Annotated in this window: 26 protein-coding genes; 14 read left to right on the top strand and 12 right to left on the bottom strand. The window is 52.4% G+C overall.

The window, feature by feature from the left end; genetic code table 11:
• Positions 1-86: 86 nt before the first annotated feature.
• Positions 87-533 (top strand): RDD family protein, encoded by a 447-nt coding sequence (locus tag EJE49_RS10875; RefSeq protein WP_124950698.1) that lies wholly within the window; start codon positions 87-89, stop codon positions 531-533.
• Here the strand turns inward: EJE49_RS10875 and lptG are convergent.
• Complete coding sequence (gene lptG, locus EJE49_RS10870) at positions 511-1,584, bottom strand: LPS export ABC transporter permease LptG (RefSeq protein ID WP_124950696.1); 1,074 nt, start codon at positions 1,582-1,584, stop codon at positions 511-513. The genes EJE49_RS10875 and lptG overlap by 23 nt on opposite strands.
• Positions 1,581-2,663 carry an LPS export ABC transporter permease LptF gene (lptF, locus tag EJE49_RS10865; RefSeq protein ID WP_124950694.1) on the bottom strand — a complete coding sequence of 361 codons (1,083 nt, stop codon included), beginning with the start codon at positions 2,661-2,663 and terminating at the stop codon, positions 1,581-1,583. Before lptF ends, lptG begins: the two co-directional genes overlap by 4 nt.
• Before the next feature lie 79 nt (positions 2,664-2,742).
• Between lptF and EJE49_RS10860 the strand changes: the two genes are divergently transcribed.
• Genes EJE49_RS10860 through earP form a run of 5 tightly spaced genes read left to right on the top strand, consistent with a single transcriptional unit; the run spans position 2,743 to position 9,004 of the window.
• Entirely contained in the window at positions 2,743-4,239 is a 1,497-nt protein-coding gene (locus EJE49_RS10860; protein ID WP_124950692.1) for a leucyl aminopeptidase, read from the top strand.
• Positions 4,240-4,662 carry a DNA polymerase III subunit chi gene (locus EJE49_RS10855; RefSeq protein WP_124950690.1) on the top strand — a complete coding sequence of 141 codons (423 nt, stop codon included), beginning with the start codon at positions 4,240-4,242 and terminating at the stop codon, positions 4,660-4,662.
• Positions 4,663-4,664: 2 nt separating this feature from the next.
• Positions 4,665-5,117, top strand: a complete 453-nt coding sequence (locus tag EJE49_RS10850; protein WP_124950688.1) for a hypothetical protein — start codon at positions 4,665-4,667, stop codon at positions 5,115-5,117.
• Positions 5,118-5,148: 31 nt separating this feature from the next.
• The gene (locus tag EJE49_RS10845) at positions 5,149-7,893 is read left to right on the top strand and encodes a valine--tRNA ligase (protein WP_124950686.1); all 2,745 of its coding nucleotides are present in this window, start codon (positions 5,149-5,151) and stop codon (positions 7,891-7,893) included.
• 4 nt (positions 7,894-7,897) lie between these two features.
• Complete coding sequence (gene earP, locus EJE49_RS10840; protein WP_124950684.1) at positions 7,898-9,004, top strand: elongation factor P maturation arginine rhamnosyltransferase EarP; 1,107 nt, start codon at positions 7,898-7,900, stop codon at positions 9,002-9,004.
• Positions 9,005-9,051: 47 nt separating this feature from the next.
• Here the strand turns inward: earP and EJE49_RS10835 are convergent, their stop codons facing one another.
• Positions 9,052-9,489 carry a DUF4426 domain-containing protein gene (locus EJE49_RS10835; RefSeq protein ID WP_124950682.1) on the bottom strand — a complete coding sequence of 146 codons (438 nt, stop codon included), beginning with the start codon at positions 9,487-9,489 and terminating at the stop codon, positions 9,052-9,054.
• 160 nt (positions 9,490-9,649) lie between these two features.
• On the opposite strand from EJE49_RS10835, the gene EJE49_RS10830 reads away from it, so the two are divergent.
• The 5 genes from EJE49_RS10830 (at position 9,650) to moaE (ending at position 12,818) form a co-directional block, all read left to right on the top strand.
• Positions 9,650-10,102, top strand: a complete 453-nt coding sequence (locus EJE49_RS10830) for a NanQ anomerase/TabA/YiaL family protein (protein WP_124950680.1) — start codon at positions 9,650-9,652, stop codon at positions 10,100-10,102.
• A 143-nt stretch (positions 10,103-10,245) separates the two neighbouring features.
• Positions 10,246-10,803 carry an elongation factor P gene (gene efp, locus EJE49_RS10825; protein WP_124950678.1) on the top strand — a complete coding sequence of 186 codons (558 nt, stop codon included), beginning with the start codon at positions 10,246-10,248 and terminating at the stop codon, positions 10,801-10,803.
• An 87-nt stretch (positions 10,804-10,890) separates the two neighbouring features.
• Positions 10,891-12,090, top strand: a complete 1,200-nt coding sequence (locus EJE49_RS10820) for a molybdopterin molybdotransferase MoeA (protein WP_124950676.1) — start codon at positions 10,891-10,893, stop codon at positions 12,088-12,090.
• Positions 12,090-12,347 carry a molybdopterin converting factor subunit 1 gene (moaD, locus tag EJE49_RS10815; protein WP_124950674.1) on the top strand — a complete coding sequence of 86 codons (258 nt, stop codon included), beginning with the start codon at positions 12,090-12,092 and terminating at the stop codon, positions 12,345-12,347. Before EJE49_RS10820 ends, moaD begins: the two co-directional genes overlap by 1 nt.
• Entirely contained in the window at positions 12,348-12,818 is a 471-nt protein-coding gene (gene moaE, locus EJE49_RS10810; protein ID WP_124950672.1) for a molybdopterin synthase catalytic subunit MoaE, read from the top strand.
• Here moaE and EJE49_RS10805 read toward each other — a convergent pair.
• Complete coding sequence (locus EJE49_RS10805) at positions 12,793-13,155, bottom strand: winged helix-turn-helix domain-containing protein (RefSeq protein ID WP_223246922.1); 363 nt, start codon at positions 13,153-13,155, stop codon at positions 12,793-12,795. The two genes, moaE and EJE49_RS10805, sit on opposite strands and share 26 nt — an antisense overlap.
• A gap of 61 nt (positions 13,156-13,216) precedes the next feature.
• On the opposite strand from EJE49_RS10805, the gene EJE49_RS10800 reads away from it, so the two are divergent.
• On the top strand, positions 13,217-13,702 hold the full coding sequence (locus EJE49_RS10800; RefSeq protein ID WP_124950670.1) for a DUF302 domain-containing protein: 486 nt from the start codon (positions 13,217-13,219) through the stop codon (positions 13,700-13,702).
• Positions 13,703-13,792: 90 nt separating this feature from the next.
• On the opposite strand, the gene EJE49_RS10795 is transcribed toward EJE49_RS10800, so the two are convergent.
• Entirely contained in the window at positions 13,793-14,101 is a 309-nt protein-coding gene (locus EJE49_RS10795; protein WP_124950668.1) for a c-type cytochrome, read from the bottom strand.
• A 25-nt stretch (positions 14,102-14,126) separates the two neighbouring features.
• A complete protein-coding gene (locus EJE49_RS10790) occupies positions 14,127-15,374 on the bottom strand; it encodes a M48 family metallopeptidase (protein ID WP_124950666.1) in 1,248 nt (415 codons plus the stop codon).
• Between the two features lie 45 nt (positions 15,375-15,419).
• Here EJE49_RS10790 and orn point away from each other — a divergent pair, with 45 nt between their 5' ends.
• Positions 15,420-15,968, top strand: coding sequence for an oligoribonuclease (gene orn, locus EJE49_RS10785; protein ID WP_124950664.1), 549 nt, complete (start codon positions 15,420-15,422; stop codon positions 15,966-15,968).
• Here the strand turns inward: orn and mnmA are convergent.
• From mnmA to EJE49_RS10760, 5 genes are all read right to left on the bottom strand, one after another.
• Entirely contained in the window at positions 15,952-17,064 is a 1,113-nt protein-coding gene (mnmA, locus tag EJE49_RS10780) for a tRNA 2-thiouridine(34) synthase MnmA (protein WP_124950662.1), read from the bottom strand. The genes orn and mnmA overlap by 17 nt on opposite strands.
• Positions 17,057-17,596, bottom strand: coding sequence for a hypothetical protein (locus tag EJE49_RS10775; RefSeq protein WP_124950660.1), 540 nt, complete (start codon positions 17,594-17,596; stop codon positions 17,057-17,059). The genes mnmA and EJE49_RS10775 overlap by 8 nt, the downstream gene beginning before the upstream one ends.
• Complete coding sequence (locus EJE49_RS10770) at positions 17,593-18,039, bottom strand: NUDIX hydrolase (RefSeq protein WP_124950658.1); 447 nt, start codon at positions 18,037-18,039, stop codon at positions 17,593-17,595. Before EJE49_RS10770 ends, EJE49_RS10775 begins: the two co-directional genes overlap by 4 nt.
• Before the next feature lie 111 nt (positions 18,040-18,150).
• A complete protein-coding gene (locus tag EJE49_RS10765) occupies positions 18,151-18,360 on the bottom strand; it encodes a hypothetical protein (RefSeq protein WP_124950656.1) in 210 nt (69 codons plus the stop codon).
• A gap of 86 nt (positions 18,361-18,446) precedes the next feature.
• A complete protein-coding gene (locus EJE49_RS10760) occupies positions 18,447-19,031 on the bottom strand; it encodes a pseudouridine synthase (RefSeq protein ID WP_124950654.1) in 585 nt (194 codons plus the stop codon).
• 38 nt (positions 19,032-19,069) lie between these two features.
• Between EJE49_RS10760 and icd the strand changes: the two genes are divergently transcribed.
• Positions 19,070-20,311, top strand: a complete 1,242-nt coding sequence (gene icd, locus EJE49_RS10755; protein WP_124950652.1) for an NADP-dependent isocitrate dehydrogenase — start codon at positions 19,070-19,072, stop codon at positions 20,309-20,311.
• A 107-nt stretch (positions 20,312-20,418) separates the two neighbouring features.
• Here icd and EJE49_RS10750 read toward each other — a convergent pair whose 3' ends face one another.
• Positions 20,419-20,622 (bottom strand): cold-shock protein, encoded by a 204-nt coding sequence (locus EJE49_RS10750; protein WP_087447540.1) that lies wholly within the window; start codon positions 20,620-20,622, stop codon positions 20,419-20,421.
• Between the last annotated feature and the right edge of the window lie 114 nt (positions 20,623-20,736).

The raw sequence follows: 20,736 nt of genomic DNA, 5'->3' as shown, positions 1-20,736 counted from the left end.
TAAAATAGCCGCTCATTTTATACGCTAAACCCGTTCCACGCAAAATTGATGGATAATATCGTCTTTGTAATTTCAATGACGATTGTATGAACACGCCTCTACCTACCGCAGGAATCTGGAAACGCTTTGCCACAATGATTTATGAAATATTCCTATTAGCAGCCGTAGTGTTTATTTCTGCCGGCATCTTCTATTATCTTGCATATTTAACTCACAATACAGTCGATGTAATAACGCACACATCACAATCACCTTTGTTTAATGCGCTATTAGACATTTATATAATAGTAATTATGGCTACTTATTTCAGTTGGTTCTGGATGCGCGGACAGTCGCTGGCCATGAAAACATGGCATATACATGTGGTGAAAGTGAATGGTGAAAAACTGGATTTACGTACCGCTTTAATACGTTTCGCTTTTAGCTGGCTGATCGGCATCACCCAAATATGGGCATTCTTTGATCGCGACGGTCAATTTCTGCATGACCGGCTAGCTGGCACACGCCTGGTTACTGACGAGAAACCCGCCTGAGCAGCACGATACCCAGCAGCAGGAAGCCGATGGTGGGCACGATAGCGCTCATCAGCGCAGGCCAATCGTTAAGCAGACCGATGTAAGCAAACAGCCGGTTAAACAAGTGATAGCCTAATCCCAGCATGATCCCGGCAAACACCCGCGTGCTTACCGACCCTGCACGTGGGCGATGATAAGCAAACGGCAACGCCAGCAGGATCATGATCGGTGCGGCAAACGGATAAATCAGCTTGCTCCACAATGCAATTTCATAGCGTTTGCTGGGCTGGTTATTCGCATGCAGATGCTGGATATATTCCCACAGATTCATCGCTGACATTTTCTCCGGCGCCACCAGCAACACATTCATGATGCTGGGCGTCAATACCGACTGCCACTGACTTTCCGCAGTATGCGCAACGCTAATTCCGGATGCTGTGAAGCGGGTTTCATCGATCTGCTTTAAATGCCAGACACTCCCCTGCACAAACTCGCCGCTGGCTGCACGGTATATCCGCTGCAGGCGAAACTGGTCATCAAAGCTGTATACATTGATATCACGCAAACCCCCATCCGGCGTCACTTCACGCACATTGATAAAGTCATGATCATCACGCACCCATAAACCGGAACGGAATGCCTGCGCCACCAGCGCATTGGTCGCTTTCAATTTCATTTGTTCGGCATAGCGCTCGCTGGCAGGCGCGATGATCTCGCCAAACACCAGCGTCAACGCCGTAAACAGCAAACCTATCAGCATCAGGTAGCCGGCAATGCGCCGCATCGACAAACCCGACACCAGCATAATGGTGAACTCTGAGTTCTCCACCAGCCGCGACAATGCCACCAGCGTACCGATCAACGCCGCTACCGGCAGCAACTCATACAGATGGCCCGGCACGCTGAGCGTGACATACAGCAGAATGCGCCAGAAGCCATACCCACCCTTGCCCAGCGAATCCAGCTCATTGATCAGATCAAACAGCGCAAATAACGTCATCAGCGCAGTGAACACAAACAACGAAGCTGTCAGCGCTTCCGTAGCCAGATAGCGAACAATAATCTTCATTTGCGCCACCACAGCAATTTGCGCACCGTCAGCCGCTGATAGAACATAAGCACCATGATCGTTGCCATCACCAGATGTGCACCGGTCAGACCAGCGATAAAGGATAGTTTCTGCTGCGCCACCCAGGCTTCGATAATACCCAGCATATTGTTATAAATAACGAAGATTAACAGCGCGAGAATCAGGCTGAAGGAACGCCCGGCACGCGGATTAACGAAGCTTAACGGAATCGCCAGCAATGCCAGTATCACTGCACTAATCGGAAAGCCGCAACGCCATATGAATTCCGCCAGATTCACTGCGGTGGGATGTTGCAGCAATTCCAGTGTCGGCAAGGCATTGGCGCCGAAATCACGATGCAGCGCTACCGTCTGCGGCTCAAGGCGCATCCAGTAACGGCCGAATTCAGCCACTTTATAATCGGCCTGTCCCGGCACCCCCTCATAACGCCGCCCATTCTCCAGCACCAGATAACGTTCACCATTGCTCAATTGCTGATGATGCCCTTCCTGTGCGACGGTGATACCCAGTGTGTGATTCTCCACCGACTGCATGAACACATTCTTGACGCGCGTGCCATTGCTGGCCAGACCTTCGACAAAATACACCTTGTCCGCCTGCTTGGATTCGGTAAACATGCCGGGCGCTATCACCGACAACTCATCACGATTATTCAGCAACTGCCTGAATTCATCTTTTTTGCTCAACGCCCAGGGAATTACCGCCAGATTCAACACAGCGATGGCCAGCACCACCGGCAGTGCAAAAGTCAGAATTGGTCGTATCCAAGCGGTCAGACTCAGCCCCGCACTGAACCACACCACCATTTCACTTTCACGATAGGCGCGGGACACAGCCATGATGATGGCAATAAACAAAGTTAACGACAGCAGCAGCGGCAGGAAATTGAATACGCCGAATCCCAGAAACGCCAGCACCGCTTCTACCGCCAACTCACCTCGCGCCGCTTCACCCAGCAGACGTATAAACAACGTCGTCAGGGTAATGGTCAGCAGCACCAGAAACACACCGAGGTAATTAAAAATGAGTTCACGCATCAAGGCGCGGCGAAAAAGCATGGTAATTTTTTCTTAGTTTTGACTTTTAACGGAAGACTGCAAATAATGGGGGTATTCACTCATACGCAGGAGCCCCCCCGTGGAATTTAGCATAAAAAACACTCAACCAGAAAAACAACGCGCCGCCTGTGTTGTTATCGGTGTATTTGAATCCCGCCAATTATCCGCTAGCGGACAAGAATTGGATAGCGCAAGTCAGGGTTATTTATCCAAAATTATGGCAACGGGTGACATGAACGGTCGCGTTGGCAGCACATTATTACTGCATCACGTGCCGCAACTGGGCAATGAGCGCGTACTGCTGGTCGGTCTCGGCAAAGCCGATGCGTTCGACAGCAAAGCTTTCCTCACCAGCATCAACGCCGCGCTGAGCGGCCTGAACAGCACCGGCGCAACCAGCGCCGCACTGTATCTGCTCGACGAAGTTGTCGCCGGCCGCGACATCGCCTGGAAGATAGAACAGACTGTGCTCGCAGCTTATGCGCAACGCTTCCAGCCCGGCAAATTAAAAAGCAAAAAAGACGACGCCAAAGAAAGTGGCAAAGTACTGAAGAAACTGATCCTCAATGTTGCTCCGGCCTATACCAAAATCGCTACGGCCGCACTGGCTCAAGCCAGGGCCATTGCTGCTGGCGTAGAACTTGCCAAAGATCTGGGTAACCTGCCCGGCAACATCTGCACGCCAACCTACCTGGCCGAACAGGCACAAAGCCTGGCCAAGGAATTCCCGCTCAAATGCGAAGTTCTGGAACGCAAGGACATGGAAAAACTGGGCATGGGCTCACTTCTCGCTGTTGCCCAGGGTAGTCGCCAGCCACCCAAACTCATCATCTTGCGCCACAACGGCGGCAAGAAAGGTGCGAAACCTGTGGTGCTGGTAGGCAAAGGCATCACTTTCGATTCCGGCGGTATCTCACTCAAACCGGGTGCCGAAATGGACGAAATGAAATATGACATGTGCGGTGCAGCCAGTGTGCTCGGCACCTTGCGTGCCGCTGCTGAACTGAAACTGCCGCTTAACATCATTGGCATCATTCCCGCCAGCGAAAACCTGCCAGACGGCATGGCAGTCAAACCAGGTGACATTGTCACCTCCATGTCCGGCCAGACCATCGAAATCCTCAACACCGATGCCGAAGGCCGTCTGGTGCTATGTGACGCATTGACTTACGCAGAGCGTTTCGACCCTGAAGTCGTTATCGACATCGCCACCCTCACCGGTGCTTGCGTGATTGCATTGGGCCATCATGCTTCCGGCCTGTTCAGTGACAATGACGAACTGGTCAGCGAAATCGAGCAAGCCGGTGTCGCCGCACACGACCGCGTCTGGCGTATGCCATTGTGGGATGACTACCAGCCGCAGCTCGACAGCAATTTCGCCGACATCGCCAATATCGGCGGACGCGCCGGCGGCTCCATCACCGCGGCCTGCTTCCTGTCGCGCTTCACCAAGAAATACAACTGGGCGCATCTGGACATTGCCGGCACCGCATGGAAATCCGGCAAGGACAAAGGCGGTACCGGACGCCCCGTACCGTTACTGACGCACTTCCTGAGCAAACGGGCAGCCAGCTAAATGACCCGGGTAGATTTCTACTCCAACGCGCCGGACAAACTCGAGCTGGCGCGGTCATTGGTAAACAAGGCCTACCGCCAGGGCTTGAGCGTAATGATACACAGCACAGATGCGCAAATCCTGGCCGATATCGACCAGCGCTTGTGGGCCGCACCAGCCACCGGCTTTCTGCCGCACTGTGCCACAGATGCCGCACATGCAGCACAGACCCCGGTCGTATTAGGTGCAGATATCGGCGACCTGAGCCACACGGATGTACTCATTAATCTGAATGACACCACCCCGAGTTTCTTCAGCCGCTTCGAGCGCCTGATAGAAATTGTCAGCCTTGACGAGACAGACCGCGAGACAGCACGACAACGCTGGATATTTTACAAACAGCGTGGTTATGCGTTAACCAATCACGACATGAGCAAAAAATAATCATGGAAGAGCCTTTACTCGACAAAATGCAGGCATTGATGGGTAAGTACCACGCCCCCACCAACGCTGTGTCCGATGTTACCCCCCTGGTCATTCCTGACTGCGACACCGCCATGACCTTCCCTATCCTCACCGATATTGTCAAACTGGGCGATGCCGTATTTCATGACCCACAGCCAGAGACTCCTCCAGCGCAGGCTGTACCGGCACCCGCCAGCGTATCCGCCGATACCGTCGAGCAAATCGCCCTACAAGTGCTGAGCGCTGTCGACATGCAACTGCAAACCCAGGTCAATCAACTGATTGCACCTCGGCTACAGCAAGCCATGGACGAAACCTTGGCGCTGCTGCTGCCACAACTCACCATCAATATCGAAAACATCATTCACGAAGCACTGGTAAAAGAATTCGCACACCACGGGATTCCACTCAATCGGGCTGACGATTCGGTATAATGTGACGTTTTACCCAACACGAACCTGCATCATGGAACTCGCTAAAAGCTTTGAACCCCGCGACATAGAACAACGCTGGTACCAACAATGGGAACAGTCCGGCTATTTTAAGCCGAGCATGGATACCAACCAGCCTGCCTACTGCATCATGCTGCCACCACCCAATGTCACCGGCACCTTGCACATGGGGCACGCTTTTCAGCACACCATCATGGATGCGCTCATCCGCTACCACCGCATGCAGGGTGATAACACCCTGTGGCAGCCAGGTACCGATCATGCCGGTATTGCTACGCAAATCGTCGTAGAGCGCCAGCTTGATGCCAAGAATATCTCCCGTCACGACCTCGGCCGCGACGCTTTCCTCGACAAAGTGTGGGAATGGAAAGCGCAGTCCGGCTCCACCATCACCGGCCAGATGCGCCGCCTTGGCACCTCTTGTGACTGGAGCCGTGAACGCTTTACCATGGATGATGGCTTGTCCACTGCTGTTTCCGACGTATTCGTCAAACTGTATAACGAAGGCTTGATTTACCGCGGCAAACGCCTGGTGAACTGGGACCCGGTACTGGGCACTGCCGTATCCGATCTGGAAGTCGTCTCCACCGAAGAAGACGGCTTCATGTGGCATATCCTCTACGCCATCGAAGGCGAAGACGGCTTTGTCGAAGTCGCCACTACCCGCCCGGAAACCCTGTTCGGTGACGTCGCTGTGGCCGTGCATCCGGAAGATGAACGCTACAAGCACCTGATCGGCCGCCATGTGCGTCTGCCCATCGCCGAGCGCAGCATTCCGGTGATTGCCGACGATTACGTCGATCCGGCATTCGGTACTGGCGTGGTCAAAATCACGCCAGCCCACGATTTTAACGACTATGCAGTGGGTGCCCGTCATCACATGGTACCGATCAGCGTATTGACGCTGGACGCGAAAATGAATGATCTGTGCCCGACCGAATATCAGGGACTGGATCGCTATGTTGCCCGCGAAAAACTGCTGGCCGAACTGCATGACAAGAACCAGCTCGCCCATGCCAAACCGCACAAACTCATGGTGCCACGCGGCGACCGTACCAATGCAGTAATCGAACCCATGCTCACCGACCAGTGGTTTGTAGCGATGGCGGAAATGGGCAAACAGGGACTGGAAGTGGTCAAATCCGGCGAGCTCAAGTTCGTGCCGGAAAACTGGACTTCCACTTATAACCAGTGGCTGGAAAACATCCAGGACTGGTGCATCTCACGCCAATTATGGTGGGGGCACCGCATCCCGGCCTGGTATGACGAAGACGGCAACATCTACGTCGCCCACACCGAAGCCGAAGCACAACAGCAAGCCGGCGACAAAATCATCACCCGCGACGAAGACGTGCTCGACACCTGGTTCTCCTCTGCGCTGTGGCCATTCTCCACACTGGGCTGGCCGGACAAAACACCCGAACTGGATGCATTCCTGCCCGGTTCGGTGCTGGTCACCGGCTTTGACATCATTTTCTTCTGGGTTGCGCGCATGGTAATGATGTCGCTGCATTTCACCGGCAAGGTACCGTTCCGCGAAGTCTACGTTACCGGACTGGTGCGCGACGCCCATGGCAACAAGATGTCGAAATCCAAGGGCAACGTGATTGATCCGCTCGATCTGATTGACGGTATCGCGCTGGAAGACCTCATCGCCAAGCGCACCACCGGCATGATGAATCCCAAGCAGGCTGCCAGCATCACCAAACAGACCCGCGCCGATTACCCGGATGGTTTTGCGGCCTTCGGTACCGATGCGCTGCGCTTCACCTTTGCCAGCCTCGCCACCCATGGCCGCGATATCAAGTTCGATTTGCAGCGTGCCGACGGCTACCGCAATTTCTGCAACAAGCTGTGGAACGCTACCCGCTTCGTGATGATGAACTGCGATGGCAAGGATGTCGGTCTCGACGAGAGCCTGCCGCTGACCTACAGCGACGCTGACCGCTGGATCATCAGCCGCCTGCAACAGGCCGAACTGAGCATGGCCCAGTCGTTCTCCGACTACCGTTTCGACATGGCGTCACGCGCCGTATATGAATTCGTCTGGGACGAATATTGCGACTGGTATCTGGAACTGGCCAAAGTGCAACTGCAGGCCGGCGACGATACCGCCTCCCGCGCCACCCGCCGCACCCTGGTGCGCGTACTGGAAACCGCATTGCGCCTGGCCCACCCTATCATTCCGTTCATCACTGAAGAACTGTGGCAGACCGTGGCGCCGCTGACCGGCAAATCCGGCGGCAGCATCATGACCCAGCCTTACCCGCTGGCAGACACCGCCAAGATCGACGCCACCGCCAATAGCCGCATTGTTCTGCTCAAGGACATCATCAACGCCACTCGCGGTCTGCGTGGCGAAATGAGCCTGTCCCCGGCTGTCAAAGTACCGCTGGCGATGACGGGTGATGCCGACATGCTCAACAGCTTCGCCCCGTACATTGCCGCACTGGCCAAACTCAGCGAAGTGAAGATCCACAACGAACTGCCGGAAGGTGATGCGCCAGTCGCCATCGTCGGCGACACCAAGCTCATGCTGCTGGTAGAAATCGACCGCGAAGCCGAAACAGCGCGTCTGCAAAAAGAAATCAGCCGCCTGCAGGGTGAAGTCGACAAATGTGAAGCCAAGCTGGGTAACGCCAGTTTTGTCGATCGCGCGCCGGCGGCAGTGGTGGATCAGGAAAAACAGCGCATGGCGGACTTCAAAGCCACGTTGAACAAGGTGCAGGATCAGCTGCACCGCCTGATCGCCAAGTAAGCGCATGCCACGCTGGGATATTTTCTGCACCGTCATAGACAACTATGGCGACATCGCAGTGACCTGGCGGCTGGCGCGGCAACTGGTAGCTGAGCATGGCATCAACGTGCGTCTGTGGGTGGATGACCTGCACCCATTGGCAGCGCTGTACCCGGGCATTGACTCCGGTGCGCTGCGCCAAACCCTGTGTGGTGTGGAGGTATGCCTGTGGCCAGCCGACTTTCCTGATGTCGAAATCGCTGATGTCGTTATCGAAGCTTTTGCCTGCGACATCCCTGACAATTACATCGCAGCCATGGCCGCCAGCGCCGTCAAACCACGCTGGATCAACCTCGAATACCTCAGCGCCGAAGACTGGGTGGCCGGCTGTCATCGCCTGCCTTCCCCACATCCGCGCCTGCCGCTGGTAAAACACTTCTTCTTTCCCGGCTTCACCCCTGACACCGGCGGCCTGCTGCGGGAACACGGCCTGATTGACCGCCGCCGCGCGTTTCAAGCCTCAGCCACGGCACAACGTGAATTCTGGACACAACTCGGCATTTCCCCCGACCCCGCAGCCTGCAAAATATCGCTGTTCGGTTACGAAAACCCGGCACTGCCAGCATTATTGCAAGCCTGGGTTGATAACCCCACGCCGATCTGCTGCGTATTGCCCGATAGCCGCCTCTCGCCACAAGTCAGTGCGTTTTTCGGGGAAAATAAACCATGGCAACGCGGCAATCTGACCATGCATCGGCTATCCTTTCTCGATCAGGACAGTTACGATCAGTTGCTATGGGCGTGCGACATGAATTTTGTACGTGGCGAAGACTCCTTCGTCCGCGCGCTGTGGGCCGGGCAACCGTTTATCTGGCACATCTATCCGCAAGCCGACAATGCGCATCACGCCAAGCTGAATGCATTCTTAGCACTGTACCAACGAGGCTTGAACAGCGGCAGTGCCGTCCAGCTGACTAGCTTCTGGCATTGCTGGAACCAGTTACCCTCCGGCACGTTGAACTGGCAGGCATGGCAGAGCACCTATCCACAGCTTAAGTATCATCATGAAGCCTGGGTAGAGCAACTGATTCAGCAAGCTGATCTGGCTATTAATCTGGTTAAAGATCAATAATATAGATCATTAGCTTGTTCCGTAATGACTTACCAAATGGCAATACATTAAAAAAACTGCTGGGAAAATTCAACAGTATTGCCCTGTTTTTCACCGGCTGGTTTAGCTACCACCGTGAATTTCAGCGTGTCTGGCGGCGTTATGCGAAAATCACCAATGTAATAGACTGCGGCGCCTTCCTTGATCTCACGCATTGTTACCTGATGCAATTGCTGGGACAGGTTAACTGCATTCACCTCCAGCGCAGCTGATACCGGCTGTCCGGCAACCCCAAGCCGACTGGACTTAAGCACTGAAATAGTCACCAGCACGCGATTCTTACTGCGGTCGATGTTGTAAGCTTTAGCGACCTCTGGAGCCAAATCAGCGGTAGGCATCGCATTGTAATGTAATTCGTAACTACCGAATCTCTGTAACTGCTCAGCCATCACAGGTGCGGCAGGCAACAAGCAAAGCAGCAAAGTGGCAATAAATAAGCGTTTCATGATCATTCTCCAGTAGTATTATTGATATATTTCCAATATAGACCAGATAAATTGTTCTGCCAGTACTCATAGACATGTGCGCCTGCTATCAACACACAGCACTTGCAATATCAGTTGGCCAATACTAGAGTCTATCCATCAAACCCACACAAATCTGACCATGATTCTCGATACACTCGCCAACGCCGAACGCTACTTTGCCCTGCATCCACTGTTTCCTGTCGCTTTTGATTTTTTGCGCAGCACCGACCTGCTAAAACTGACACCCGGGCAGCACCCGATTCAGGGTAAAGACATATTCGCAATTGCCGAAACGGCAACAGGCAGAAGCCGGAGTGAGGCTCAACTGGAATGCCACCGCAAATACATCGACATCCAGTTAGTGCTGCAAGGCATAGATGAAATGGGCTGGAAGCCGGTGCGCGAATGCCATGAACCCGTGGCTGACTATCGTGCCGATCACGATATCCAGTTTTTCAGTGATGCACCAGGCAGCTGGATTGCCACCCCAGCCGGCAGCTTCTGCCTGTTTTTCCCGGAAGACGCGCACGCACCACTAGTCAGCAAGGGCGAGATTCGCAAAATTATCATCAAAATCGCATCCGTACCGTAACCTAGCCAGTTGAATCGTAAAAAGCAGGCCCCACATCAACACTTGAACTCGCCTATTTTTCAACGAGTTTGGTGAAATTTACCAGTATCGGTTAAAATGGCGAACTAATTTATTTACCCCATACCCATTCGCAGGAATATCAGATGAAAACAGCACAAGAGCTACGCGCAGGTAACGTATTTATGGTCGGTAACGACCCTATGGTTGTACAGAAGGCCGAATTCAGCAAGTCTGGCCGTAATGCTTCCGTCGTTAAAATGAAGATGAAGAATCTGCTGACCGGTGCAACGGCTGAGGCTGTGTACAAAGCAGATGAGAAATTTCAATCTGTACAACTCGATTACAAAGATTGCACTTACTCCTATTTTGCTGATCCTATGTACGTGTTCATGGATGCTGAATACAATCAGTATGAAATCGAAGCTGACAACATGGGCGACGCATTGAATTACCTGGAAGATGCAATGCCGCTGGAAGTAATGTTCTACAATGGCAAAGCAATTTCAGTAGAGATGCCTAACACCGTTGTACGCGAAGTGATTTACACTGAGCCAGCCGTACGTGGTGACACCTCCGGTAAAGTTTTGAAGCCTGCAAAGATCTCTACCGGTTTTGAAATCCCGGTGGCAGCCTTTGTTGAAATTGGCGACAAGATCGAAATCGATACCCGCACCAACGAGTTCAAACGCCGCGCAAACTAAACAGCTTAACTGCCTGCCTCAACCCAGGTGGTTAAACTGACAGGAAAGCAGCTTCGGCTGCTTTTTTTATTTTCAAGGAGTGTAACTGTGCTGACTGCAGATCAACTATTAAGCGAACTTCTGGATCGTGCGCGCGCATTAACCGCAACCGAAACCATTGCCACCGAAGCGTCACTTGGCCGCGTGCTTGCTGTTACCCAGGTATCTGCCATCACCGTACCGCCGCTGGATAATAGCGCGATGGATGGCTATGCCCTACGCGCCGCCGAATGCCATACTGACCAGCCCTTGCTGGTTTCACAACGCATCGCTGCCGGCCATGTCGGCGAACCGCTGCAGATCGCCAGCGCCGCACGCATCTTTACTGGCGCACCAATTCCGCCTGGCGCTGATGCCGTGGTCATGCAGGAAAACTGCACGGTTGACGGCAACTACATCCGCCTGCAACAGCCGGTCAAACCCGGCGCCAACATCCGCCGTGCCGGCGAAGACATCATGGCCGGTGACGAGATACTGCCGCTTGGCACCCGCCTCGGTGCCGCACACATGGGGCTGGCTGCCTCGATCGGACTGGCGACGCTGCCGGTGTACCGGCGCCTGAAAGTTGCCAGCTTCTCCACCGGTGACGAACTGGCACAACCCGGCACTGCCTTGCAGCCAGGACAAATATACAACTCCAATCGCTATACACTGACTGGGTTAATACAAGCACTGGGCTGCGAATGGATCGATCTGGGTGCGATTCCTGACACCTTGAAGGACACCATTGCCACCTTGCAGCACGCAGCCACGTTGGCCGATGTCATCATCACCAGCGGCGGCGTATCGGTTGGCGAAGAAGACCATGTCAAGGCCGCCGTCAGTCAGCTAGGCACGATAGACTTGTGGAAAGTGGCAATGAAACCGGGCAAACCGCTGGCGTTTGGTCGCATTGGCGAAGCCGATTTCATCGGTTTACCCGGCAATCCGGTATCCGCGTTTGCCACTTTCAGCCTGTTCGCCCGCCCCTTCATCCTCAAGCGCATGGGTGCCACCCAACTGCGCCCCACCATTTACCGAGTTCGCGCCGCCAGCGAATGGCTGAAATCGGGTGACCGTCGCGAATTCCTCCGTGGACGCACCCGGATTGCTGCCGATGGCGAACTCGAAGTTCAGCTCTATCCTAACCAGAGTTCAGGCGTGCTCAATTCCACCGTCTGGGCCAATGGCTTTGTTGATCTGGACATCGGACAAACTATCCGCATTGGTGATATGGTTAAATTTATCCCCTTTAGTGAAGTACTGTGATGAAGATCAAGGTCCTATATTTCGCCAGGTTACGTGAACAATTCGGCTGTAGCGAAGAAACTGTTGAATTGCCGGAGGGTGCGGTAATGACCGCGATGCTGCTGGATGTGCTGCGCGCCCGCGGCGGCATCTGGGCCGAACTGCTCGCGCCAGGACAAGCCTTCCGTATCGCCGTCAACCAGGAGTTGGTGGATATGGTCGCCCCCATAGCCGTAGGCGATGAAGTGGCGATATTCCCGCCGGTAACTGGGGGTTAAATGAAAATTGCTGTGCAAACTGAAGATTTCGACCTCAGCAGCGAAGTCGCCGAATTACGCGCAAATCAGCCGCAGATAGGCGCAGTCGCAAGCTTTGTCGGTCTGGTACGCGACATCAACGATGGCAGCAGCGTAGCGGCGATGAGTCTGGAGCATTACCCGGCCATGACGGAAAAGGCATTACGCGAGATTGTGGCCGAGGCTACACAACGCTGGCAGGTTATCGATGCCACCATCATCCATCGTATTGGTGACTTATACCCGAGTGACCAGATTGTGCTGGTCGCTGTCGCTTCCATGCATCGTCACGACGCATTTGCCACGTGTGAATTCATTATGGATTATCTGAAAACGCGAGCACCGTTCTGGAAGAAAGAATTGACCCCGCAAGGTGCGCGCTGGGTAGATGCGCGCGAAACTGATGAAACAGCAACGCAACGCTGGTCTAAGCCTGACGCAACGCCGCATTAAACTCAGCCGTCAGCGTTTGCAGCATTACCGCATGCTGTAATTCCATCTGCGCAAATGCGGCTATCACCTGATGCGCTTTCGCGGTAAGCTGCGCCCCGCCGCCGCCTTTGCCACCAGTACTGGTAGTGACCATAGCTTCACCAAAGGCATGGCCCATCGCATCCACTGCATCCCACGCGGCTTTATAGCTCATCTTCATGGATTTGGCGGCTTTGGAAATGGAACCCGTTTCACCAATCTGCTTTAACAGTTCTACCCGCCCGCGACCAATGAAATTTTTACCATTGCGCGTTATCCATACCCTGCCCCATACTTGCGTATCCGTTTGTATAGTCAATTTACATGCACTCGTGTACGTATCATTTTAGACGTGAAAAATATCATTATGGAGGTGCAGCATGAAAGCGATTCTAACCAGTCTGGTTTTACTTGTATTAGCGATGAGCCTGCCAGCAAGCGCAGCAGATTCAAATAGCTTCAGCAAGATTTACACCACAAAAGGCGACTTCGGCAGCGTTCGCGATTCTCTTGTCACCGCTGTAGAAGGGCGCGGCTTAAAAATAAACCATATCAATCATATCAGTGAAATGCTTGATCGTACCGGGAAAGATCTGGGTGCTACCGAGCAAATTTATCTGAATGCCGAGCAGATAGAGTTTTGCAGCGCTGTGCTTTCACGCAAAATGATGGCAGCTGACCCCGGCAATATCATGCTTTGCCCATACAGCATTGCCGTGTACAACCTGCCTGGGCATCCAGACACGATTTACGTAGCCTATCGCAAGCCACCCACTGCCAAAGCACAAGCGTCGAAAGCCATCTTCAACGAAGTGGAAAAATTGCTAAACGATATCATCCAGGAAGGGATATCACTGGCAATGTGATACGCATACCCGAGCCAGTAGCCAGCCGCTCTTACCGCTGGCTACGCCTGGCCGGACAGCAGGCAAGCAGGATCGCTTGCCTGTACGTTTTTATTTGAACTTGTAGTATTGCTGGTTCAAATATGCAGCAACATGCGCCTCATCTTCAGGGAACCAGCCGGTACCGGTATTGGTATTGCATGCGCTGATGCGCGCCACCAATTGCTGCGGTGTTTTAACCTTATGATCAGCGCGCGTGTAAATTTTGGATGCATCGCCACCGAACATGGATGCATGGCAGCTCTGGCACGACTTATCCACCAGCGCCTTGCCAATCTTCGGGTCGCCTTTTTCAAAAGTAGCTGCCCCGGACACGCTGGAAACACTCACCAACGCTAATGCAATAAGTAGCTGTTTCATATTCATTCCTTTTAAAAATGCGTTACTAATTATGCACGGAAGCTGACAAACGCGCTACCCGCTGTTGCGCATTTGGATGTGAGTCATAAAACAATGAATACAAGCTGTCTGGCGTCAGTGTCGCCGCATTATCACGATACAGTTTTATCAATGCACTTACCAGATCATCCGCCTCAGCATGCTGCGCCGCATAGGCATCGGCTTCGAATTCATGTTTGCGCGAGTATACGCTGGACAACGGCTGCAAAGGCAGCGTAAATACGGGCAATACCATGAAAAACAGGACGAACCCGGCGCCCGCTCCCATTTGCGAAACATTTAAACCGGCAAAAAACCACGGGCTGGTCATCAGCAGATTAAGCACCCACAGAAAAGCCAGACTCATACCAAACACCCAGACCATACGCTTCAGCACGTGGCGATGATGGAAATGCCCCAGTTCATGCGCCAGCACGGCTTCTATTTCACTGGATTGCAAATGTTTGATCAGCGTGTCAAATAACACTATACGCTTGCTCTTACCGAAGCCGGTAAAATAAGCATTGCCATGCCGACTGCGCTTGGAGCCATCCATGACGAACAGGCCCTGTGCGGCAAAACCGCATTTCTGCAGTAACTGACCGATGCGCTGTTTTAGCTCGCCGTCCGGCAATGGCTCAAATTTGTTAAATAATGGCGCAATAAAATTGGGATAAATAGCCAGTATCGTCAAATTGAAACCCACCCACACCAACCAAGCGTATAACCACCAGTAACTACCCGCAGTTGCGATAATCCACAGCACGGCAAACAGCAAAGGCAGCCCCAACATCGCGCCGAGCACGAACTGCAACGCCATATCCCGTAAAAACTGCGGCACGGTCATGGTGTTAAAGCCAAAACGCTGTTCCAGCCCGAATTTCCGGTACATATCCATCGGCAGCTCAATCAAGCCACTGAGCACGATTACACTGCCTATCAGCGCCACATTAGCAACCAGAGCCTGATCGATATGCCCGGCCCAGAATCGCGCCAGCCAATCCAGACCACCCGCCAGGGTGAAACCCAGCACAACCACAACTTCCAGTGCGATTTGCAACAGTGATAGCCGGCTTTTCGCCACAGTATAATCGGCGGCTTTCTGATGTTGCTCCAGACTGATCTGATTAACGAAAGCAGCAGGAACCTGATCACGATTTTGGGTGACATGGCGGATCTGACGTGTAGCTAACCAAGCCCGCAAGCCGGTAGTCAACGTCAATGCAATTAGAAAAATCAAAGTAAATGTATTCATGTCCCAGATTATGACACAATCTAGGTTTTAACCGTTGGAAGCAAAATGGCTCAAGATCAAAACAACCTCATCTGGATAGACATGGAAATGTCTGGTTTACTGCCTGATAGTGATCGGATTCTGGAAATCGCGCTCGTCATTACTGACTCCCATTTCAACACGGTAGCCGAAGCACCCGTGCTGGTCGTACATCAAAGTGATGCAGTACTGGACGGCATGGATTCGTGGAATAAAGGCACGCACGGCAAATCCGGCCTGATCGAAAAAGTCAAAACCTCGACGCTGGATGAAGCCACTGTTGAACAGCAAATGCTGGAGTTTCTAAAGGAACACGTGCCGGCACGCATCTCGCCAATGTGCGGCAATTCGATTTGCCAGGACCGTCGCTTTCTAGCGCGCTACATGCCGAAACTGGAAGATTATTTCCACTACCGCAACCTCGATGTCAGCACACTTAAAGAATTAGCCAAACGCTGGAAACCGGAGATAGTCAAAAACTTCACCAAAAACAGCAAACACGAAGCGCTGTCCGACATCTACGACTCTATCGCCGAGATGAACCATTATCGCGAAGTCTTTATTCGCCTGGATTAACTGACGGCAGGGTAGCAGTACGCTCGTTACCCTGAATAATCCCGCCGCCCAGACATACATCGCCCTGATACACCACTACGGATTGCCCCGGGGTCACCGCCCACTGCGGCGCATCAAACACAAACGTAGCAGCATCAGTGCTGACCTGACTCAAGTGGCAAGGCGCATCGGCCTGGCGGTACCGGGTTTTGGCTGCATACACCTGATCTGTATCAGGTGCTGTACCCGCTACCCAGCTTAAATCAGCGGCATGGAATTGCGCGCTATATAACAGCGGATGGTCATGGCCTTGTACGACGATAAGTTCGTTGCGCGCCAGATCCTTACCCGCAACAAACCACGGTTCGCCTGCCCCGCCTATACCCAACCCCTGCCGCTGGCCGATAGTGTGATACATCAATCCCTGATGCCGGCCCATCACCCGCCCTTCAGGCGTACGCATGTCACCCGGCTCGATCGGTAAATACCGTTGCAGAAATTCACGGAACGGCCGTTCGCCAATAAAACAGATGCCGGTGCTGTCCTTCTTGGCCGCATTGGGCAAGCCCGCCTGCTCCGCGAGCTTACGCACTTCGGTTTTATGCAACTCACCTAACGGAAACATGGACTTGGAGAGCTGCGCCTGATTCAGTCGATACAAGAAGTAACTCTGATCCTTACTCATATCGACAGCTTTAAGCAATTCGAACTTGCCATTGCGCTCATGCACACGCGCATAATGCCCAGTTGCGATTTTTTCAGCACCCAGGCTTATCGCATAATCCAGAAAAGCCTTGAATTTGATTTCTGCATTGCATAGCACATCGGGATTGGGGGTACGTCCCGCCTGATATTCGCGCAGGAAATAGCTGAATACGCGCTCCTTGTATTCCGCACTGAAATTCACGGATTCCACTTCGATACCGATTACATCGGCCACATCCAGCACATCAAGGAAATCCTGCCGCGCCGGACAGTTCTCATCCGTGTCATCTTCCCAATTTTTCATGAACACACCGGTGACATGGTAACCCTGCTGTTTTAGCAGCAGCGCAGTTACAGCGGAGTCGACGCCGCCGGACATACCGACAACAATATGGGTGTTCGAATTAATCATTTGGTGAGGCGCCACGGAGCCAATCTTGTAAAGGGTAAATAACGGCGGGTGCGCCATTATCGCGGAACCATGTGTCGACGACAAATTTTTGACTGCTGGCCGATTCCATTATTTGTGCCGCCCAATGTGCGTTAAGCAATAATGGCGCCCGCTCAACCGGGTCCAGCACATCATGGAAAGCAAGGAAACCAAAACGTTGCAGCAGTCGCAAATAGGCAGTGGTATTGTGCGCATGATCAATACAGTCCATGCGCCCATCAACGCCGTTATCGGCAACGTTACCACCCTTATCATTGCCGGTTGGCGTCTGTTCGGCTGCATCCCCTTCCAGCAATGCTATCGCCAGTGAGACTGCGGACCGTTCCTGCTGAGGCGTAGTGGCATCAATAAACAGTTCACGCACATTACGCATCTGCGTACTAGTCAACTGCACCTTGGCATGCACGGCACAATCATAGTTGTAACAAATATCCACTGACACTGCCCAGCCAGCAACAGGCCACAACCACAGCAATATCAGCCAGTACCTCATCCGTAATGCCGTAACATCGCCAGCGGGTAACGCATTCCGCCAAGATAATCATCAATGCAATCCATCACCAGCGGGCTGCGGTGACGCAACTGCAAAGCGCGGGCTTCATCCGCAGTTTGCCATACAGCACGGATAATTCCCTTATCCAGCACCCGCTCAGCATCATGACCAACAAGCTGGCCGGTAAAAGCAAAACGCAAATACGTGCGGTCATGCGCAGCCTGATGCCACTGATAGATACCGACCAGCGCTTCCGGTATGAAATGGTAGGCGGTTTCTTCCAGCGTCTCGCGTACGACAGCAGCAAGAATGGATTCACCAGCATCGAGGTGACCCGCAGGTTGGTTAAACAAAATGCCATCTGAGGTTTGCTCTTCCACCAGCAGAAATTTTCCATCCTGCTCAACCACAGCAGCAACGGTCACATGGGGTTTCCAGATCATTATGTGCACGCAAAAATCCGATTTTACCTTGTCAGAACGGCATCACGCAAAGTATGGGCAATAAAAAAAGGCGGGGATACTCTCCCGCCTTCTTAATATAACGAAACCTGATTACTTAGCAGCTGGTGCTTCTGCTGGTGCAGCTTCTTTTTTAGCAGTCGCCTTTTTCTTGGCGTGATGTTTTTTAACTTTATGCTTCACAGGCGCAGCCATTTCAGTTTTAGCAGCTTCAGCAGCTGGTGCAGGTGCATCAGCAGCAACAGCAGAGAAAGAAACAGCAGCAAAAGCAGCAGCGATGATAGCGGACAACAGTTTGTTCATTTTTGAAATCCTTAAAGTTAAATAATCGGTAGTTTGCTTTGCATGACGACAAATTCTTTGTCCTCAGAGCAAATAACGCGACTATCTTATTTCCGGTTGACAGGTTTTTGCAAAATTCCTGAAATTTCGTTTTCATCAATACTGCGATACTGCCCGGGCGCTAGCTGATCAAGCCCAAACTCGCCGATTTTCGCGCGAATCAGACGCAAAGTAGGGAACCCGACCTTCGCAGTCATACGCCGTACTTGCCGATTTTTGCCTTCGGTAATAGTCAATGCGATCCAACTGGTCGGGATCAGCTGGCGAAATCGCACCGGTGGCGTACGCGACCACAGTTGCGCTGGCTCGACCATACGTTCCACCCTTGCTGGCTGCGTTATAAAATCAGCAAGATCAACGCCTTGCGCCAGATTTCGCAAAGCGGCATCCGTCACTTCGCCTTCCACCTGTACCCAGTAGGTTTTGGGTAATTTGTGCATGGGATGGGCAAGTTGATGCTGTAACCGACCATCATCGGTTAGAATAAGTAAACCTTCGCTGTCAGTATCGAGCCGCCCGGCAGCATAAACATCAGTAATAGGGATGTAATCTTTCAAGGTAGGATGTTTGCCATCTGGGCTAAATTGGCAAACCACACCATAGGGTTTATTAAATAAAATAACTTGCCGCATATTGGATTAACTTTTTTGACTTGAGATTAGGAAAAATTATGTCTTATCAACACATAAAATTGCCGGCATTCGGCGAAAAAATCACGGTAAATGCCGATGCAACGCTGAATGTACCCAACCAGCCCATTATCCCATTTATTGAAGGTGATGGTACCGGTGTTGATATCACCCCGGTGATGTGCAAAGTCGTCGACGCAGCCGTTGCCAAGGCCTACAAAGGTCAGCGTCAGATAGCCTGGATGGAAGTCTTCGCCGGTGAAAAAGCAGTCAATGTATACGGCAATGACACTTGGCTGCCGGAAGAAACCGTTGAAGCGGTTCGTGAATATGCCATATCCATCAAAGGCCCGCTCACCACCCCGACATCTGGCGGCATGCGCTCGCTTAACGTAGCACTGCGTCAGATGCTGGACTTGTATGTATGCCTGCGCCCGGTGCGCTACTTCGAGGGCGTGCCTAGCCCGGTCAAAGCCCCGGAAAAAGTGGACATGGTGATATTCCGCGAAAACACTGAAGACATCTATGCTGGCATTGAATGGGAAGCCGGCTCACCCGAAGTGCAGAAAGTCATTGCCTTTTTGCAACAGGAGATGGGCGTAAACAAGATCCGTTTCCCGGAATCTTCTGCCATCGGTATCAAGCCAGTCTCCATTGAAGGTAGTGAGCGCCTGATTCGTCGCGCAATTCAATACGCCATCGACAATGGCCGCAGCTCGGTAACCCTGGTGCACAAAGGCAACATCATGAAATTCACCGAAGGTGGTTTCAAGAAATGGGGTTACGAATTAGCCAAGCGCGAATTCGGCGCTGTCGAGATTGACGGTGGGCCATGGTGCAAACTACCTAACGGCATCATTATCAAAGACGTCATCGCAGATGCCTTCCTGCAGCAAATCCTGTTGCGTCCGGACGAATACGATGTGATTGCCACACTAAACCTGAATGGTGACTACATTTCCGACGCGCTGGCCGCAGAAGTCGGTGGCATAGGTATCGCACCTGGCGCGAACCTGTCAGATTCCGTTGCCATGTTTGAAGCTACCCACGGTACTGCACCGAAATACGCCGGCAAAGATTACGTCAATCCCGGTTCGATTATTTTATCCGCCGAGATGATGTTGCGTCACATGGGCTGGCTGGAAGCAGCTGATCTGATCATTGCCTCCATGCAAGCGGCCATTGCCAGTAAAACCGTTACTTACGACTTTGCCCGCTTAATGGAAGGTGCGACACAAGTCTCATGTTCAGCATTTGGCGATGCCATGATCGCTCAGATGTAATAACGGATAATCAGTTAGCGCGGCTTATTTTGCGCGCTAACGATATGAATGAGAAAATAAAAAAGGCGCGGATAAAATCCGCGCCTTTATAGATTCAGTACAGCTACTTAAGCAGGCTGAATGTTTGAAGCTTGTTTGCCTTTAGGTCCCTGGGAGACTTCAAAGCTAACTTTCTGACCTTCTTTCAGGGTTTTGAAACCACCCATGTTGATAGCGGAGAAGTGTGCGAAAAGATCTTCGCTACCGTCATCAGGAGTAATAAAACCGAAACCTTTAGAATCGTTAAACCATTTAACTGTGCCAGTTGCCATTGTTACATTCCTTGATAAAAAAACAGGCCAAAAACGGCCAAGGACTATTTGAGAACCAAGATTGCACAACGGCAATACCAGACTTGCAGAAACCTTGATATCAAACTCCAGTGC

Source organism: Sulfuriferula thiophila (assembly GCF_003864975.1).
GTDB classification, from domain to species: Bacteria; Pseudomonadota; Gammaproteobacteria; order Burkholderiales; family Sulfuriferulaceae; genus Sulfuriferula; species Sulfuriferula thiophila.
The sequence above is the reverse complement of the archived record's forward strand: the minus strand, read 5'-3'. Positions and strand labels throughout refer to the sequence as shown.

Excerpts from the sequence above, each read along its gene's own strand:
- EJE49_RS10875 (WP_124950698.1), top strand. The coding sequence starts at position 87 with ATGAACACGCCTCTACCTACCGCAGGAATCTGGAAACGCTTTGCCACA.
- lptG (WP_124950696.1), bottom strand. The coding sequence starts at position 1,584 with ATGAAGATTATTGTTCGCTATCTGGCTACGGAAGCGCTGACAGCTTCG.
- lptF (WP_124950694.1), bottom strand. The coding sequence starts at position 2,663 with ATGCTTTTTCGCCGCGCCTTGATGCGTGAACTCATTTTTAATTACCTC.
- EJE49_RS10855 (WP_124950690.1), top strand. The coding sequence starts at position 4,240 with ATGACCCGGGTAGATTTCTACTCCAACGCGCCGGACAAACTCGAGCTG.
- EJE49_RS10850 (WP_124950688.1), top strand. The coding sequence starts at position 4,665 with ATGGAAGAGCCTTTACTCGACAAAATGCAGGCATTGATGGGTAAGTAC.
- EJE49_RS10845 (WP_124950686.1), top strand. The coding sequence starts at position 5,149 with ATGGAACTCGCTAAAAGCTTTGAACCCCGCGACATAGAACAACGCTGG.
- earP (WP_124950684.1), top strand. The coding sequence starts at position 7,898 with ATGCCACGCTGGGATATTTTCTGCACCGTCATAGACAACTATGGCGAC.
- EJE49_RS10835 (WP_124950682.1), bottom strand. The coding sequence starts at position 9,489 with ATGAAACGCTTATTTATTGCCACTTTGCTGCTTTGCTTGTTGCCTGCC.
- EJE49_RS10830 (WP_124950680.1), top strand. The coding sequence starts at position 9,650 with ATGATTCTCGATACACTCGCCAACGCCGAACGCTACTTTGCCCTGCAT.
- efp (WP_124950678.1), top strand. The coding sequence starts at position 10,246 with ATGAAAACAGCACAAGAGCTACGCGCAGGTAACGTATTTATGGTCGGT.
- moaD (WP_124950674.1), top strand. The coding sequence starts at position 12,090 with ATGAAGATCAAGGTCCTATATTTCGCCAGGTTACGTGAACAATTCGGC.
- moaE (WP_124950672.1), top strand. The coding sequence starts at position 12,348 with ATGAAAATTGCTGTGCAAACTGAAGATTTCGACCTCAGCAGCGAAGTC.
- EJE49_RS10800 (WP_124950670.1), top strand. The coding sequence starts at position 13,217 with ATGAAAGCGATTCTAACCAGTCTGGTTTTACTTGTATTAGCGATGAGC.
- EJE49_RS10795 (WP_124950668.1), bottom strand. The coding sequence starts at position 14,101 with ATGAAACAGCTACTTATTGCATTAGCGTTGGTGAGTGTTTCCAGCGTG.
- EJE49_RS10790 (WP_124950666.1), bottom strand. The coding sequence starts at position 15,374 with ATGAATACATTTACTTTGATTTTTCTAATTGCATTGACGTTGACTACC.
- orn (WP_124950664.1), top strand. The coding sequence starts at position 15,420 with ATGGCTCAAGATCAAAACAACCTCATCTGGATAGACATGGAAATGTCT.
- mnmA (WP_124950662.1), bottom strand. The coding sequence starts at position 17,064 with ATGATTAATTCGAACACCCATATTGTTGTCGGTATGTCCGGCGGCGTC.
- EJE49_RS10775 (WP_124950660.1), bottom strand. The coding sequence starts at position 17,596 with ATGAGGTACTGGCTGATATTGCTGTGGTTGTGGCCTGTTGCTGGCTGG.
- EJE49_RS10770 (WP_124950658.1), bottom strand. The coding sequence starts at position 18,039 with ATGATCTGGAAACCCCATGTGACCGTTGCTGCTGTGGTTGAGCAGGAT.
- EJE49_RS10765 (WP_124950656.1), bottom strand. The coding sequence starts at position 18,360 with ATGAACAAACTGTTGTCCGCTATCATCGCTGCTGCTTTTGCTGCTGTT.
- EJE49_RS10760 (WP_124950654.1), bottom strand. The coding sequence starts at position 19,031 with ATGCGGCAAGTTATTTTATTTAATAAACCCTATGGTGTGGTTTGCCAA.
- icd (WP_124950652.1), top strand. The coding sequence starts at position 19,070 with ATGTCTTATCAACACATAAAATTGCCGGCATTCGGCGAAAAAATCACG.
- EJE49_RS10750 (WP_087447540.1), bottom strand. The coding sequence starts at position 20,622 with ATGGCAACTGGCACAGTTAAATGGTTTAACGATTCTAAAGGTTTCGGT.